This window comes from Sphingobacterium sp. R2, from assembly GCF_040760075.1.
Lineage (GTDB): Bacteria > Bacteroidota > Bacteroidia > Sphingobacteriales > Sphingobacteriaceae > Sphingobacterium.
This window is the reverse complement of sequence record NZ_CP142884.1, coordinates 802,235-819,277: the sequence shown is the minus strand read 5'-3', so window position 1 is coordinate 819,277 and position 17,043 is coordinate 802,235. Positions and strand designations below refer to the sequence as shown.

Genomic DNA, 17,043 nt, shown 5'->3' with positions numbered 1-17,043 from the left:
ACAGAAGTGCATACTAAATATGTTATGATGAACAGAAATATTAGAAAAGTGGCAGTTCTCGGTTCGGGTGTTATGGGCTCGCGAATTGCTTGTCATTTTGCTAACATTGGTGTTGAAGTATTACTGTTGGATATCGTTCCACGTGAACTTCTCCCAGCGGAAGAAGCCAAGGGCCTCACGTTGGAGAGTAAGATCGTTCGGGATCGTATTGTAAACAGTTCTTTAGAAACGGCTTTAAAAGCAAATCCATCGCCAATTTATAGCAAGTCTTTTGTTAAACGAATCAAAACAGGAAACTTTGACGATAATCTTAAAGATATTGCCCACGTGGATTGGATTATCGAGGTTGTTGTTGAGCGACTTGATGTTAAACAATCTGTTTTCGAGCGTGTTGAGCAATTTCGAAAACCTGGAACATTAATTACTTCCAATACTTCTGGTATTCCCATTCATTTAATGACAGCGGGTAGAAGTGGGGATTTTAAAGATCATTTCTGTGGTACCCACTTCTTTAATCCACCCCGCTACCTACCTTTATTGGAGGTTATTCCAACACCGCATACCAAACCGGAAGTCGTCGATTTTATTCTTAAATACGGTGACAAGATGTTAGGTAAATCTGTTGTACTGTGTAAAGATACACCGGCATTTATCGGAAATCGTATCGGGGTTTATTCGATGTTGGCAGTCACTCATCTGGTGGAACCCTTGGGGTTGACAGTAGAAGAGGTCGACAAATATACCGGCCCCGCAATGGGACACCCTAAATCGGCAACATTTCGTACGGCAGATGTGGTCGGACTGGATACTTTGGTGAATGTTGCTAATGGACTGGCACAAAATGCGCCAGAAGATGAAGCGAAAGGGGTATTCGAACTTCCTCCTTTCATCAGTAAAATGGTCGAAAATAAATGGTTGGGTGAGAAAACCAAGAAAGGGTTTTATGAAAAAGTAAAAGCTGCCGATGGTAATTCGGAGATTTTGTCTCTAAATCTAAAAACACTGGAATTTGGCTCACAGCAAAAAGTGAAATCAGCTACTTTGGAAGCCACCAAGCCTGTGGAGGATATCCGCAAGCGGATGAAAGTCTATGAACAAGGAAGCGATAAAGCGGCGGAACTTTTCCGTGCCATGCATTATCCTTTGTTTGAATATGTATCCCGCCGTGTCCCAGAAATAACCGATAACTTCTTCCGTATTGATGATGCCATGCGTGCTGGATTTGGTTGGGAGTTAGGACCATTTGAAGTATGGGATGCTTTAGGTGTTCGTGAGACGTTAGCTAAAATTAAGGCAGAAGAAAAACGACTTCCAGGTCAAAATGGTGAAGTTGCGCCCTGGGTACATGAAATGCTAGATGCAGGACATGAATCTTTCTATAAAATTGAAAATGGTGTACGTCACTATTATGATATTGCAACCAAATCTTATAAAGCTATTCCGGGAACGGAAGATCTGATCGTATTGGATCATATTCGGGAAAGTAAAACAATCTGGAAAAATACGGGGGTTTCTATTATTGATCTCGGTGATGGTATTATCAATTGTGAATTCCACACGAAGATGAATACCATTGGTGGCGATGTGATTCAAGGTTTGAATAAAGCAATCGATCTTGCCGAAAAAGAATACCGCGGATTGGTAGTTTCTAATGATGGGAAAAATTTCTCCGCTGGCGCCAACATCGGAATGATTTTCATGATGGCCGTAGAACAGGATTTTGATGAATTGAATATGGCAGTCCGTGCCTTTCAAAATACATCGATGCGGTTGCGGTACTCATCAATTCCGGTAGTCGTTGCTCCCTTTCAAATGACCCTCGGCGGTGGCTGTGAATTCTCCATGCATGCTGATTTTGTGCAGGCTCATGCCGAAACCTATATGGGCTTGGTTGAACTTGGCGTTGGTGTTATTCCCGGTGGCGGTGGAACCAAAGAATTTACACTACGTGCCTCGGAGGAATTTAAGGAGGATCAGATTGTGCAGAACACCCTAAAAGATAAATTCCTGACCATTGGGCAAGCGAAAGTTTCGACTTCTGCTTATGAAGCCTATGAACTCGGCTATTTGCAGAAAGATAAATTTGCAATTACCATGAATCGTGCCCGCCTTTTGGCAGATGCCAAAGCAAAGGCACTGGAACTGGCTGATGAGGGTTATGTTCAGCCTGCTCCACGCAATGATATCAAGGTTTTAGGAAACCAAGGATTAGGGATCGTGTATGTGGGGGCTTCATCGATGCGTGAAGGTAATTATATCTCTGATTATGATCGAAAGATCTCAGAAAAACTAGGCTGGGTGATGTGTGGTGGAAATTTATCGTCACCGACCGAAGTGTCTGAACAATATCTATTGGATCTAGAGCGTAAAACTTTCCTCGAGCTTTGTGCCGAACGCAAAACGCTTGAAAGGATTCAATTTATGCTGACCAAGGGTAAGCCTTTACGGAACTAAAAATCACTACTCACGAAAAAATTAAAAATAATGGAAGCATACATAGTAGCAGGATTTCGTACAGCAGTAGGCAAAGCGCCTCGGGGAGTATTTCGCTGTATGCGGGCGGATGATTTAGCATCGGATGTGATTAAGCATCTTGTATCCACTGTGCCGAATTTAAATAAAGAAGATATAGACGATGTTATCGTTGGGAATGCCATGCCGGAAGCGGAGCAGGGACTCAATATGGCTCGTTTCATTTCACTGATGGGATTGGATACGGATAAGGTCCCGGGAGTAACCGTTAATCGGTACTGTGCTTCAGGTTTGGAGACTATTGCAACAGCCGTCGCAAAGATCAAGACTGGCATGGCAGATGTTATTATCGCCGGTGGGGTAGAGGTGATGTCCGGAATGCCCTTTGGAGGTTGGAAAATTGTGCCTAATCCTGTCGTGGCAAAAGAGCATCCCGATTGGTATTGGGGTATGGGATTGACTGCCGAAGCTGTAGCCAAGGATTACAATGTGTCACGTGAAGATCAGGATGCTTTTGCCCTTAAATCAAATCAAAAGGCAGTTGCAGCTATTCAAAATGGTCATTTGAAAGATGGTATCGTACCTATCACCGTAAAAGAAAATTATTTGAAAGACGGCAAGATTGCAACGCGTGAATATGTCGTTGATACGGATGAAGGTCCTCGAGCCGATACTTCCCTGGAGGCTTTAGGGAAATTAAAACCAGTTTTTGCAGCGAATGGTTCCGTGACAGCAGGGAATTCCTCACAAACTTCTGATGGGGCTGCATTTGTCTTGGTGATGTCTGAAGCAAAAGTGAAAGAGCTTGGTGTAAAACCTATAGCAAAGCTCGTTAGTTTTGCTGTAGCAGGTGTTCCACCTCGCATTATGGGTATCGGACCTATCTATGCCATACCCAAGGCTTTGGCAAAAGCGGGTCTTAAACAGGAAGATATTGATCTCTTTGAGTTGAATGAAGCTTTCGCCTCTCAATCGCTAGCCGTTATTCGTGAACTTGGATTAGACGAAGAGAAAGTAAATGTCAATGGTGGTGCCATCGCTTTAGGGCATCCTCTTGGATGTACAGGAGCTAAATTGACGGTCCAAGTCTTAAACGAGTTGAAACGCAGAGGCAAAAAATATGGCATGGTGACGATGTGTGTCGGAACTGGTCAAGGAGCAGCTGGTATTTTTGAGTTATTGGACTAAAATTAACCGCTAAGAATAGCAATATAAACGAAATATGGATCTCTGATCTCATAACGCATAGAAGTATTTAAAAACATTGTGGACAGCAGCATCACGTAGCAGTGATTTGCTGATCCCTATAAATCTAAAAAGACAATGAGCGAAAATAAAGCAATTAAAGGCGGAGAGTTCGTGATTAGAGAGACTCCCTATACAGCCGTTTTTATTCCGGAAGAATTTGATGAAGAAGCTAAAATGATTCGTCAGACCTGCTTGGATTTCCTGGATACCGAAGTACTAAATAAGCTCGACCGTATCGATGCCCAAGAAGAAGGACTTATGCCTAGTTTGATGGATAAGGCCGGTGAACTGGGCATGTTGGGTGTTTCTATTCCCGAAGAATATGGTGGTTTCGGCAAGAATTTCAACACTTCTATGCTTGTTGCCGATGCGGTAGGTGGCGGGTTTTCTTTTGCTGTCGCATTGTCTGCTCATACGGGAATCGGTACGCTGCCTATTTTGTATTATGGTAATGATGCCCAAAAGGCAAAATATGTTCCAAAGCTTGCTACCGGTGAATGGAAGGCATCGTATTGTTTGACGGAACCCAATGCTGGATCGGATGCAAATTCGGGTCGTACTTCCGCAAAATTAAATGCCGAGGGGACACATTATTTGATCAATGGACAAAAAATGTGGATTACAAACGGCGGTTTTGCAGATATCTTCATCGTATTTGCAAAAATCGATGATGATAAAAACCTGACAGCATTTATTGTTGAGAAAGACTTTGGTGGCATCACGATGAATCCCGAAGAACATAAATTGGGTATTAAGGGATCTTCAACACGACAGATCTTCTTCAATGATTGCGCCGTTCCTGTAGAGAATATGCTTTCTGATCGTGAAAATGGATTTAAGATTGCTGTAAATATCCTGAATATTGGCCGTATAAAACTAGGCGCTGCCACGATCGGTTCGGCACGGATGGTGATCAACCATGCGGTGCAATATGCCAATGAACGTGTGCAGTTTAATCTGCCGATTTCCAAATTTGGCGCCATTCGTTATAAGCTGGCTGAGATGGCAACACGTTTGTTTGCTGTGGAGTCGGCATCGTATCGTGCCGGTCAAAATATTGATGATGCCTACGATGCATTGATTGCTGGCGGTATGGATGAAGCAAAAGCAAAATTGAAGTCTGTGGAGCAGTTTGCAATTGAGTGCGCTATCATCAAAGTATGGTGCTCGGAGATGTTGGATTATGTGGTTGACGAAGGGGTACAGATTTATGGTGGAATGGGTTACTCAGCAGATGCGCCAATGGAACGCGCTTATCGGGATTCACGGATCAACAGGATCTTTGAAGGTACCAATGAAGTGAATCGATTGCTTGTCGTTGACATGCTGTTAAAACGGGCCATGAAAGGTGAATTGGATCTGATGGGACCTGCCCAAGCTGTAGCTGGAGAGCTTCTCGCTATTCCAGATTTTGGTGAAGAGGACGATGCGCCTTTCGCTGCAGAAAAGAAAATTGTGGCAAACCTTAAAAAAGCTGGGTTATTGATTGCGGGAGCAGCAGTGCAAAAATTGATGATGTCGCTTTCCAAAGAAGAGGAAATCCTCATGAATATTGCGGATATTATCGGGTATGTTTATATCACCGAGTCAGTCTTGTTACGTGCAGAAAAATTGCTGCATACAGGATCTGATAAAGCAGACTATGCAAAAGATATGGCTGAGATCTATCTGTATGGTGCTATTGATAAAATCAGCGCTGCCGGTAAAGAAGCATTATATTCGTTTGGTGAAGGTGATGAACTGAATATGATGTTGGTTGGTTTGCGCAGATTCACAAAAGCACAGCCATTTAATGTGAAAGATGCACGTCAGCGAATCGCTAAGAAATTGATAGATGAGAATAAATATTGTTTTTGATAGATAATAGATTATTGGTTTTGGTTAATGGCTGGAGAGAAATCTTCGGCCATTTTTGTGTTACAATTCCAGAAGTCATTGTAATTATATTAAATTTAACCTTTTAAACCCTAACCATTATATGACATCTTCAAGATCATTTACATTTACAGAAGACTGGGTAGTCGTCATTTTGGGGATCGCTACCATATTTCTCGCGCTCTCAGGAATTGTTGCGCCAGTACCTAGTTTTTCGTGGAGTAATTCCGCCGAACTCGTCGCAACGGTTTTCGACCCGACAAATTTAATGAAGCTTTTTGAGCAGTTTATTTTTGTATTCGTTACCGCGATATTGGGTGCCTTTCTTTTGGGGAAATCTGTAAAACATTTATTCGTTGTATTTCCTGTTGTATTTATCCTTACCGTATTTGCATTGGTGCTGGCAGGGAATGCAACAGTTAAAGAATACAATCTCGAAGCTGTAATTTTTAGTTTGATTATCGGTTTAGTCATCAGCAATTGCTTTAAACTGCCTAATTGGTTTAAAGAGGCGCTAAGTACCGAGCTGTATGTCAAGATAGGCCTAATTCTGCTCGGAACTACCGTGATCTTCGGGGATATCCTAAAAGCGGGATCCTTGGGGCTTATTCAAGCACTGGCTGTCGTACTGTCTGTTTGGTACTTTGCGTTCTGGATCTGTAAAAAATTAAATATTGACGAGGAGATGTCCCTAATGCTGTCGAGTGCAGTATCTATTTGTGGTGTCTCGGCAGCGATAGCAACTTCGGGAGCAATTAAAGGTGATAGTAAAAAACTCTCCTATGTAATTTCGTTGGTCCTTATTACAGCAATCCCAATGATGATTTTTATGCCTTATATGGCGGAGTGGATGGGCTTGTCGCAAGAAGTTACCGGTGCTTGGCTCGGCGGGAGTATAGATACAACAGGAGCTGTTGTGGCATCGGGTTCCCTGGTAGGTGAAGAAGCGTTGAAGATCAGTACCATTGTGAAATTTTCCCAAAACGTATTGTTGGGGCTGGCGGCTTTTGCAATCAGTATTTATTGGACTTATGCGAAATCGGTAGATGATGAAACCAAGCGGGATAAGCCTACGCTCAAAATTATATGGGAACGTTTCCCGAAGTTTGTGTTGGGATTTGTATTTGCATCGCTGCTCTTTTCCTTCGTGATATCTCCCGAGAAGATTGATGCCGTCAAAGGAAGTTTGAAAAATTTACAGGGCCTCTGGTTTACCTTGGCATTTACATCCATTGGTTTGGAAACGAACTTTAAGGATCTTTTTGTACAAGATAACAAGAAACCGCTATATGCTTTTCTGATTGCCCAGACTTTTAATGTTATTATTACTTTATTGATTGCACTGGTGCTATTTCGTTAAGATGCTAAGTGTTTCAAGGTGAAATAGATCGTTTTATATGACTGTAAAGATGGCCGTCTAACTAGGACGGCCTTTTTTATGCTTTTTCATCAAGGGGCTATGAGTAGCGTTTGTTTTCTGATTCGTAGCACAGATCTTCGTTTTTATAAAATTGATTTACTTTTTGATTTTCGCTGGATAGTTGGTGATTAGGATGGTTAGCTTCGTGATTTTTGCATGCTAAGAGAACTGTGAGTAGCCTTTTTATTGGTCTAAATGGTTGTTAGTTAGGTGTTAATTAGTTTTTAAAAAAAATATTATTAAATCTATCAAATTAGTAGTCTTTTAAAAAATATTTATATATTTGTATCGTTATCTGATTTACAGGTTAATAGGAAGGCGATCAAAAAGGACTGACATGATTATGAATCGAACTAGCCAAGACATTGATTTTAAAAAAAGACATGCGATTAAAGTTGTTTGAAATTGCCGTTTGGTAAGTGCATATACTGATTCGTTTATGCAGCAGGAAATAAAAGAAAATAACAAGATAAAAAGAATGAAACAAAATTACTTTTCAAAAACAAGTTTATTGGTTGCTTCGGTAGAAGGAGCTGTTGTTGGCCTAGAAAGTTGCCAAAAACGAATGTGTTGTTAAAATTTCTCTCTTACACACTCTTATATCAGAAAAGGGAAGCCAAGGCTTCCCTTTTACCAAGTTTTAACAATGAAGCAAGTATCGATTGGCGTTGGCACTTGTTTTAAATTCACCATTAAACTGAATAAATTTATGAAAAAAAATGCTATTTTTCGAATTAGCGTCATTTTTAGCTTGCTTTTAACAGGTTCTTACCATACTTATGCGCAAGTAGAAAATCCTAAACCTATTATAAATGCCTCATTGACAGGTACCGTAATTGACGCCGTAACAAAAGAACCCCTGCAAGGCGTGACGGTTCAGTTGGAGGCCGTTACACACCAGGTGAAAACCGACAGTAAAGGCGTTTTCCAGTTTGTAACAGGACAAAAATTACCTTTTTCATTGATTGTATCCATTGTTGGTTATCAAACCCGTCATATTGTTATTGATCAATCCCCTGCAGTAATTGAGCTTACGCCGCGGTTGGAAGCATTGGATCAAGTGGTGGTAACAGCGCGCCGTCGTAAAGAGCAGTTACAGGATGTTCCTATTCCCGTATCGATTATTCGTGGCGCTGCATTGGAAGATGCAGGCGCCTTTAATGTCAATCGACTAAAAGAGCTTGTACCTACAGTTCAGTTGTATGCATCGAACGCACGTAATACGACGCTTAATATCCGGGGATTGGGCTCAACTTATGGCCTCACCAATGATGGTATCGATCCGGGTGTAGGATTCTATCTTGATGGTGTATATATTGCCCGCCCTGCCGCGACTTGGCTGGACTTTATTGATATTGACCAGATAGAGGTATTGCGTGGCCCGCAGGGTACGCTGTTTGGAAAAAATACAACTGCAGGTGCATTTAATATAACCTCACGGTTACCACAATTCACACCAGAGGCCAATGTGGAAGTCAGCTACGGAAATCAAGGTTTTATTCAGGCGAAGACGTCCATCTCAGGACCATTGGCCAAAACCCTGGCTGCGAGAGCTTCTTTTTCTGGCACACAACGGGATGGAAACTTGTTTAATGTACATACCAATAGGAAGATCAATGATATCAACAACCTGGGCTTTAGAGGGCAATTGCTGTTTACCCCAACCGAGAATATCAAACTGGTGCTTTCGGGTGATGTGTCATCACAAAAACCCGATGGTTACGGCTGGGCGGTTGCCGGAGTTGTAAAAACACAGCGTGCAGACTACAGACAATTTGATGCAATTATTAAAGATCTGGGCTACGAGTTGCCCTATAAAAGTGCTTTCGAGCGTAAGATAGATTTGGATACACAATCTAAAGCTGATAATAAATTGGGTGGGGTCGCATTGAATGCCGATATCAAGATTGGAGAAGGAACACTGACCTCAACCTCTGCGTGGCGGACATGGACATGGGTTCCGCTCAATGACCGCGATTACTTGGGACTTCCGGTATACACCGTTTCAGCAGGTAATTCTGTCCATAACCAGTGGTCGCAGGAATTCAGATACTCTGGAAAGATCAGTGAAAAGGTCAGCGGGGTTGTTGGTTTATTTGGCCTTTGGCAGGATCTAAGTACAGATCCCGTACATACCGAAGAAACAGGGTCTGCCTTTTGGCGTTTTCAAAAAAGCTCTACCAGTGGTTTGTGGCAGACACCGGGATTATTTGACAATTTTGGAATCAAGACCGTTTACGGAATTAAGAGTACAAGCTTGGCAGCCTATACACAGATTGATTGGGCTGTAACGCCAAAATTACATATCCTCCCAGGGTTGCGCTATAACTATGATAAAAAGGTGGCTAACTACGATAGGCAGACCTATGGTGGTTTGCAGACGTCAGACCCCGCACTGCTTGCCTTAAAGAACGGTGTATATACCAATCAGACTTTTGATGTCAATGCGGATGCCGATAATTTCTCTGGTCAACTCTCCGCAAGATATCGTTTCAATCCGAAGATCAATGCTTACGCAACGTATTCCATCAGCTATAAACCTGTCGGTATCAACGTCGGTGGATTGCCGACAGCTAATGGAGCAGTGTTGCTGGATCTCGCTGAAGTAAAACCTGAGGCTGTCCGCCATAAGGAAATTGGTGTGAAGACGAATCCAACACGCAATTCACTGCTCAATCTGACCGTCTACCAAACGGATATCAAAGACTATCAGACCCAAGTGCAGACACCTGAACCGGGGGTAAACCGTGGTTATCTGGCCAATGCCGAGAAGGTGCGTGTAAAGGGAGTTGAATTGGATGGAAACATCAACATCGGACATTTTCTCCGATTGAATGGAGCGCTAGCCTATACAGATGCCAAGTATGTCAAATTTACCAACGCACCTGTCCCTTTAGAGGAGGTTGGCGGAGCTCAGGCTTTTAAAGATATCTCTGGCGGCGCCCTTCCTGGTGTTTCCAAATGGTCTTGGTCGCTGGGTGGCGAAGCAAATAAAAGCGGTAAGCTGATTGGGATTAATGGATCTTACTTTTTGGGTGCAGACCTATTTCACCGTTCTAAATTTTCGTCCAGTTCTTCACCATCCCAATACCTAAATATTGATGCCTATTCGGTCTTGAACGCCAGGCTAGGATTCAGGGGATCGAATGGTATTTCGGTGTTTGTGTGGAGTAGAAATCTAACCAATAAAGATTACTACGAGCAGTTGCTGGCGGCACCGGGAAGTTATGGGCAATACGCAGGTGTAGTTGCGGATCCAAGGACTTATGGCGTTACACTGCGATACAATTGGAAACAAGGTAATTAAATCCGTAATTCATAGTATATTCTTATCGACCGTCTCCATTTCATCATGGGGACGGTTTTTTGTTTTTTTACTAATTTTCAATAGCTCCTTTTATTATATATGGAAATTTGTATATTAAATCATCATTAAGGTGAATGATTTGCGCATGAACGAAAAAGAGCTTTTACAACACTATAAAACAAGCGGCGACTTGTCTACACTGGGGAAACTATATTCGCCCTATATGTCTTTGCTTTATGGTGTGTGCTTTAAATACTTACAGGATCCCGATCGTAGTCAGGATGCTGTGATGCAGATATTTGAAGAACTGATACCGAAGCTTCGTCAATATGAAGTCGATAATTTTAAGAGCTGGTTACACGTTTACAGTAAAAATTATTGCCTTATGCAATTACGTAAGGATAAGCGGACGACGCAGGTTGATATTGAAAACAATTTGTTTGAAAGCGAACAAAAGCTAAATGATACCAGTGAAGCGAAGTGGGAAGAAAAGGATTTCGAGAAACTGGAAGGCTGTATGCAAACTTTAAACCGCGAACAAGAGGAATGTGTACGTTTGTTCTATCTCGAGCAAAAATGTTATAAAGATATTGCAGATTTGACTGGATATGACTTGAATAAGGTCAAAAGTGCTATTCAAAATGGAAAGCGCAATCTGAAGATCTGTATGGAAAGGAAAGAAAATGGAAAATAATTATCAATTATCAAGGATCCATAATTACATCCATGGTTTGATGAGTAAGGAGGAAATGTTTCAACTGGAACGAGAAGCATTGGAGGATCCTTTTTTACAAGATGCTATCGACGGTTACCGATTGCAAAATGGAGTAGATACGCGTCAATTGAGCCTGCTCCAACAACGTCTTAATCGTAGGGTGGAAGATACCGTTGCAACACGGCACGCCCAGTATTTCACATGGCAGCGTTTGGCCATAGGTGCAACCGCAGGTGTGCTGTTTGTGACTTTATTGGCCCTCTTATATTTTAGGCATTTTAGCAGTAAAGCAGAGCGTACAACGGATGTGGAATTAAGTGAACCTGAGAACAAGGTGTCTGTTCAACCTTTGCTGGACGGTGGCGACGCAACACCGCTTGAAGGCTGGAAAACTTTTGAACAGTACCTCAATCAGAAGTCTGGAGCGCCTGTAGGAAGTGGCGAAATTATTGTCAATTTTACAGTCGACAAAAATGGAGTGCCCACTAATATTAGTGCCGAAGGACAACCCGATCATTCACTCATTAATGAAACGGTTCGCCTGCTACAGAATGGACCAAAATGGCAGGGAACAAAAGGACGGCTGAAGATCACTTTTCCTGTCAAGGATGAAAAAAAGCAAGCACAAGCAAATGTGATTAAACCACCGCATTGTTTTGGAATTGAAATGAAATAGAGATTGATGTTTTAAATAACAGCCCATTTTGTAAGAAGTGGGCTGTTATTCTATTGGAGAGGAATACAGTTTATTCTTCCCAGCGAATTTTTTCCTCAATTGGTGTACGGTTCGGTTCACGTGGCTCAGATTGATGATGCCCTAAATAAAATAGACCGATACATTTTTGATTTTCTTCGAGATTTAAGAAACCACCCAAGTGATTGATTAAACCTGGGGTTGCCCAGTATCCGCCGATATTTAGCGAGTGCGCAGCTAACCACATGTTTTCAACTGCAGCAGCGGTACAGGCCAGCTCTTCCCATTCAGGAACTTCTCCCGTATAGTTGACAACAATCGCAATGGCAACGTTTGACTGGGTTGCTTTTTTACCCATGGTTATTTCTGTTGCCTCCGTGTATTTCTCTGTTGGTGTTACCGATTTGTAAATACGTGACAATTCGGCCCCTAAACGTTCTAACCCCTCTTTACGGAAGATTACAAAACGCCAAGGTTGTGTTCTTTTATGGGTCGGAGCCGCGTTAGCGGCTTCCAAAATATTCAAGATATCTTCTTTACTGACTTTTTCTTCTGTAAAAGAAGCTTGAAATACGGATCTTCTGTAATGTATCGCTTTTAATACGTCGTTTTTCATTGTTAATTATTTATGCGTGTCTACTTTTTAATTCTATAAATGAACCTGTTATACTCAGTTATTTGCTCAGAAATTGATATTATTTTGGGCATACACAATGCCTTTGGCAGGATGAAGTCCAACTATGCTTTCTCTTCCCATAAAGATACGACATGTAGAATTGTTTTAACAGCTTTTTCCATATCTTGTACCGCTACCCACTCTTGTTTTCCGTGGAAAGCATGGCCTCCGGCAAAAATATTCGGACAAGGTAAGCCCATAAATGAAAGGCGCGAGCCGTCTGTTCCACCACGGATACTTCTTCTTTCAGCCACCATTCCTGCGCGGTTGATCGCCTCCATGCCGATTTCCATGATTTCAGGATGCTGATCCAGCACTTCTTTCATATTACGGTACTGTTCTTTTACAGCGAAAGTATACGTACAATTTGGGTATTTTCCCACGATAGATTTTGCAATTTCCTCCAGTTCGTCTTCGTGTTTCTTGAGATTGGCGGTCACATGATCGCGTATGATAAACTGAATTTCTGCTTTTTCTACCGAACCGCTGATATGAACAGGATGTACAAAACCATCTTTTTTACTGGTACTTTCAGGGGAAAGCCGATCTTTTGGTAATGCATCAATTACTGAGCTGGCAATTTTGATAGCACTTTGCATCTTCCCTTTGGCAAAACCCGGGTGCACAGATACACCATGAATAGTCAACGTTGCCCCATCCGCTGAAAATGTCTCATCTTCAATAGTACCTGCTCTTTCACCGTCCATGGTATAGGCAAAATCTGCTGCTAAACGTTTTAGATCTGCTTTATCAACACCTCTACCAATCTCTTCATCGGGCGTAAAAAGTATTTTGATATCACCATGTTTGATTTCAGAATGTTTCATTAATAAACGGGCCGCATCCATAATTTCCGCCACACCAGCTTTGTCATCTGCACCCAATAACGTGGTGCCGCTGGCAGTAATGATATCATTGCCAATTTGATTGGCCAGGTCTGGATGCTCAGCGTATTTGATGACAATACTATTGTCGTCAGGAAGCACCAAGTCTTGTCCCTGATAGTTTGTGTGTACCAAAGGTTTAACATCCTTCCCCGAAGAATCCGGAGAAGTATCCATATGAGAACAAAAGCAGATAACAGGAACTTGCTTTGTAGTATTGGAAGGGATGGTTGCATAGATGTAGCCATTTTCATCCATTGCCGCGTCTGAAATACCTAACGCCAACAATTCCTTTACCAGTAACTCTCCAAGGTTTTTTTGCTTTTCCGTGGAAGGACATGTTGGTGAATTTGCATCAGATTGTGTGTCAATCTGTACATAGCGTTGAAATCTTTCGGATACCGAAAAATCACTTATGTTATTGATATCAAATGTGCTCATTTTCTAATAGCCTTAATGTGATAAGGGCGATCAAACTTAGATAAATTGCTTTTTATTTGCAATTTAATTTGGTTGCATTTACAAACAAATTGTCCCTACTCCATGGGTTTAATTCTATTTATTAACAAACCGATAGGAACTGAAACCTATAGGAGCGGATACGATCTTATTTGCCTTTGAAGAGAATTTATTGCTACATATAATTGCATTGGCGCTTTTGAATACTAAAGTTTTACCCTTCGATATTTGAAAAGAAATCTTGGATCATTCCACATCAAAAAAAAGACCTATCAAATCGTTGACAGGTCCTCTTTTTATTGTATCGTTCTCTATTTCTTTTCGTCTGCGTAACCAAATACTTTCTGTAAAATATTGGTATTTCTACTGCCGCCTATGTTCTGCCTAATTTTTGACTCCTGGTCGGCAACTTTGATGAAAAGGCCGTCAATTGCTTTCTGCGTAACGTAGGCAGTAAGATTTGTCTCCACTTTATTGCCTAAAGGGAGATTGTTGTAAGCTGAGGTCAATTGTGTCCAATACTGGTCCACATTGTTTGCACCCATGGCAGATTTGATAACAGGACTAAATTTGTTCGTTAACTCCGTCGATGTATTTGTTTTAAAAAACGTTGTCGCGGCGTCTTCTTTGCTGCCTAGAAGAATATTGGTCGCATCTGTAATCGTCATCTTCGAAAGTGCATTGACAAATACAGGGGCAGCCTCTTTAACGGCTCCCTCAGCAGCTCTGTTCATGCTCTGTATAAACTGATCGCATAATTTTCCCATACCAACAGCGCGAAGCGTTTTTTCTACTTTCTGTGCTTCGGCAGGCATCAAAATCTTTACTGCCGCATCACCCAAAAAACCATCCTTCTTGGCTAAAGATTCGATACTCAGATTTAAACCATTGCTTAAAGCCTGTTTGATCCCCAAAGAAGCATCTTTGTTAGATAAAGAGGTCAAGGTATTAGATTTCGATGCTGCTGCTTTAGTATTTGAAGCTGTAGTGGTTTTAGTACTGTCGGTTTGCCCCTGATTTGCTTTTGTCAATGTTTCACTGATTTTCTTAAAAATCTGTGCGTCACTTGCATTGGAATAAAGTAGTCCTGAGACAAATAGTGTACCATATAATAGTGGAAATTTCATCATGTTATTGTTTTGCTGTCAAAATTAAACATATCGACTGTTAATCGATGTGAAAGTTTAACCCAATTTCTAGAAACCATGGCTATTGTCTAGCATCGTAGCAGATAGGCTACAGCAATCTGTAGAGATCGTACGAATGCATCACCCCAAATCACTTCAATTGACGCAATTTAAACAAAAACAGCAGGTCCTCATCGGACCTGCTGTTTTTACGATAGGATTTCTTCACGCAATATTATTTCCAGGAGAGTGTCGTTGCCACTGGAAAGTGATCTGAAGGGAATTTATTCATATACGTGTCCGTTAGGATACCATATTTTTTAACCTGGAAAGGTTTGGTAATAAAAATATGGTCAATTCGGCCTGTTGGTCTGATGCTTTTTCCCCAGCCATTGAAGGAAGAATTGGGCTCGTATTTGAATGCTGCCAATTCATGTACGTCAGTGACTACTTTGCTGTTTGCTAAGGTGAAATAAGCTTCATCCTTTTCATCCACATTGAAGTCGCCGGTTAAAATCAACGGTAGATCTTTGGCAAACTCTTTTGCTTTTGCCAATATCAATTTGGCACTTTCGGTACGTGCTGTACGACCGATATGATCAAAGTGTGTGTTCATAAAGATAAAGCGTTTTTTGTTGGCCTTATCCTCAAAAATACCCCAAGTACAGATCCGCGGTAGTGCTGCATCCCAGCCTTTATTCGGGTGTTCGGTGTCGGTTGCTGAAAGCCAAAAAGTTCCACTCTTTATCGCTTTAAAGCGATTTGTATTGTAGAAAATAGCGGAGTGCTCACCTTCCTGAGCGCCATCATCGCGTCCAACTCCCACGTAATCAAATCCAGGAAGCAGCTTTTTAAGATCTTGAACCTGATCAAAGAATCCCTCCTGAATACCAAAAATATCGAAGCCGTGATATTTGATCAGATTAGTTAACGGAACTTTACGGTCGTTCCACATGTTGTCCACATCGACAGTGTTTCTTTGGCGAATATTATAGCTGCCCGCAATAAATTCTTGGGCATAAGACAGAAAGGAAATGCAGAGCGCTAAAAATAGAAAAAGACTTTTTTTCATGAATAGTTTCGTTTTTAAATGTTGGTGATTTGTTAATGACCACGATGTCAACCTTTTTAATTATTCGGCTGATTGTGGGGCATAACTATGTTAAAGCATTCTTATTTCTTTAATATGCGGAGTAACAATTCAGGCTCATCCGTTGTAATAAAATCAATATTCTGATTGATTAAATTGGTCATCTCCTCAGCAGTATTTACTGTCCATGCGTTCACTTTCATACCAAGCTGATGCGCATCTTTTAACCAAGTGCCATTCTTTTTGAAAACCGAAAAGTGATAATCCAATCCATTTATTCCAGCAGCCTTCACCTCAGCTGGAGATTTGTCGCCCGTAAGGTATTGGATATTGGCTTTGGGAGCGAGTTCGTGAATCTTTTGACAAGCCTCCAAGCTAAAGGAAATATAGTCGGTGACTTTCTCCGCCTTTAATTTTTTGACCATTTCCACTGTTTTTGCGGTCGCTTCAAGCGTACGCTCGACGCCGAGTTTATTAATTTTTAATTCAAGGATAAGACGTAAACCCTTCAATTTTTTTCCGGCGTTAAGATATTCTTCCAAAGTGGGAATAGATTCACCGTTAGGATGCTTCTTCTCCAAAAGTTCCTTGTATGTTGCTGTAGCAATATCGATACCATAGAAATCATTGTCATGGTTGACAACCAATATGTTGTCTTTGGTCAGATGCACATCAAACTCGGACCCAAAAAGCTTGAGATCGTGAGCAGCAGTTAACGATGCAATTGAATTTTGGGGAAGGTGGCTGTTTTTCCATACGCCACGATGCGCAATGGCTTTAGTTTGTGCAAATAATGCCGAAGATGAGATCACCATGGCTAGCGTAAGGCAGCTAAAAATATGTTTTTTCATGCTATAATTATGTATGAGTGTTTGTTTTAAACGGTATAAATTATCCGTTTCACCCGTTTATTTATTCCTGTTTTTGAACAATTAATCTTGAAGCTTATAAGCTAAACCGCATAAGAGCACCACTGATCATATTATTATTTCTTGCGAATAATTTCTAAAGCTGACGTTATAGAAAGCAAAAAGTGGTACTTTTTATCTCGATGTACAAGATCTAAAGTACCACTT

General features: G+C 41.4%; 12 protein-coding genes. 7 read left to right on the top strand and 5 right to left on the bottom strand.

Translation table 11 applies throughout. The features are described from left to right. The first annotated feature begins 24 nt into the window (after window positions 1-24). The 7 genes from VXM68_RS03380 to VXM68_RS03350 all read left to right on the top strand — a co-directional run bounded on the left by VXM68_RS03380 (window position 25) and on the right by VXM68_RS03350 (window position 11,713). Window positions 25-2,454 carry a 3-hydroxyacyl-CoA dehydrogenase NAD-binding domain-containing protein gene (locus VXM68_RS03380; RefSeq protein ID WP_367210456.1) on the top strand — a complete coding sequence of 810 codons (2,430 nt, stop codon included), beginning with the start codon at window positions 25-27 and terminating at the stop codon, window positions 2,452-2,454. Window positions 2,455-2,484: 30 nt separating this feature from the next. Continuing rightward, a complete protein-coding gene (locus VXM68_RS03375) occupies window positions 2,485-3,660 on the top strand; it encodes an acetyl-CoA C-acyltransferase (RefSeq protein ID WP_367210455.1) in 1,176 nt (391 codons plus the stop codon). Between the two features lie 135 nt (window positions 3,661-3,795). After that, window positions 3,796-5,577, top strand: a complete 1,782-nt coding sequence (locus tag VXM68_RS03370; protein ID WP_367210454.1) for an acyl-CoA dehydrogenase family protein — start codon at window positions 3,796-3,798, stop codon at window positions 5,575-5,577. Window positions 5,578-5,698: 121 nt separating this feature from the next. Beyond that, entirely contained in the window at window positions 5,699-6,955 is a 1,257-nt protein-coding gene (locus VXM68_RS03365) for a YeiH family protein (protein WP_367210453.1), read from the top strand. Window positions 6,956-7,724: 769 nt separating this feature from the next. Continuing rightward, window positions 7,725-10,322 carry a TonB-dependent receptor gene (locus tag VXM68_RS03360; protein ID WP_367210452.1) on the top strand — a complete coding sequence of 866 codons (2,598 nt, stop codon included), beginning with the start codon at window positions 7,725-7,727 and terminating at the stop codon, window positions 10,320-10,322. Between the two features lie 145 nt (window positions 10,323-10,467). Continuing rightward, complete coding sequence (locus VXM68_RS03355) at window positions 10,468-11,016, top strand: RNA polymerase sigma factor (RefSeq protein WP_075994424.1); 549 nt, start codon at window positions 10,468-10,470, stop codon at window positions 11,014-11,016. Beyond that, window positions 11,006-11,713, top strand: a complete 708-nt coding sequence (locus VXM68_RS03350) for a hypothetical protein (RefSeq protein WP_367210451.1) — start codon at window positions 11,006-11,008, stop codon at window positions 11,711-11,713. Before VXM68_RS03355 ends, VXM68_RS03350 begins: the two co-directional genes overlap by 11 nt. A gap of 70 nt (window positions 11,714-11,783) precedes the next feature. Here VXM68_RS03350 and VXM68_RS03345 read toward each other — a convergent pair whose 3' ends face one another. The 5 genes from VXM68_RS03345 to VXM68_RS03325 all read right to left on the bottom strand — a co-directional run bounded on the left by VXM68_RS03345 (window position 11,784) and on the right by VXM68_RS03325 (window position 16,818). Then, window positions 11,784-12,347, bottom strand: coding sequence for a nitroreductase (locus VXM68_RS03345; protein WP_367210450.1), 564 nt, complete (start codon window positions 12,345-12,347; stop codon window positions 11,784-11,786). Window positions 12,348-12,469: 122 nt separating this feature from the next. Continuing rightward, complete coding sequence (gene pepT, locus VXM68_RS03340) at window positions 12,470-13,732, bottom strand: peptidase T (RefSeq protein ID WP_367210449.1); 1,263 nt, start codon at window positions 13,730-13,732, stop codon at window positions 12,470-12,472. Between the two features lie 329 nt (window positions 13,733-14,061). Further along, entirely contained in the window at window positions 14,062-14,880 is an 819-nt protein-coding gene (locus tag VXM68_RS03335) for a DUF4197 domain-containing protein (protein ID WP_294185304.1), read from the bottom strand. A gap of 232 nt (window positions 14,881-15,112) precedes the next feature. Beyond that, window positions 15,113-15,949, bottom strand: coding sequence for an endonuclease/exonuclease/phosphatase family protein (locus VXM68_RS03330; protein ID WP_293957073.1), 837 nt, complete (start codon window positions 15,947-15,949; stop codon window positions 15,113-15,115). Window positions 15,950-16,050: 101 nt separating this feature from the next. Next, window positions 16,051-16,818 carry a glycerophosphodiester phosphodiesterase family protein gene (locus tag VXM68_RS03325; RefSeq protein ID WP_294185309.1) on the bottom strand — a complete coding sequence of 256 codons (768 nt, stop codon included), beginning with the start codon at window positions 16,816-16,818 and terminating at the stop codon, window positions 16,051-16,053. Between the last annotated feature and the right edge of the window lie 225 nt (window positions 16,819-17,043).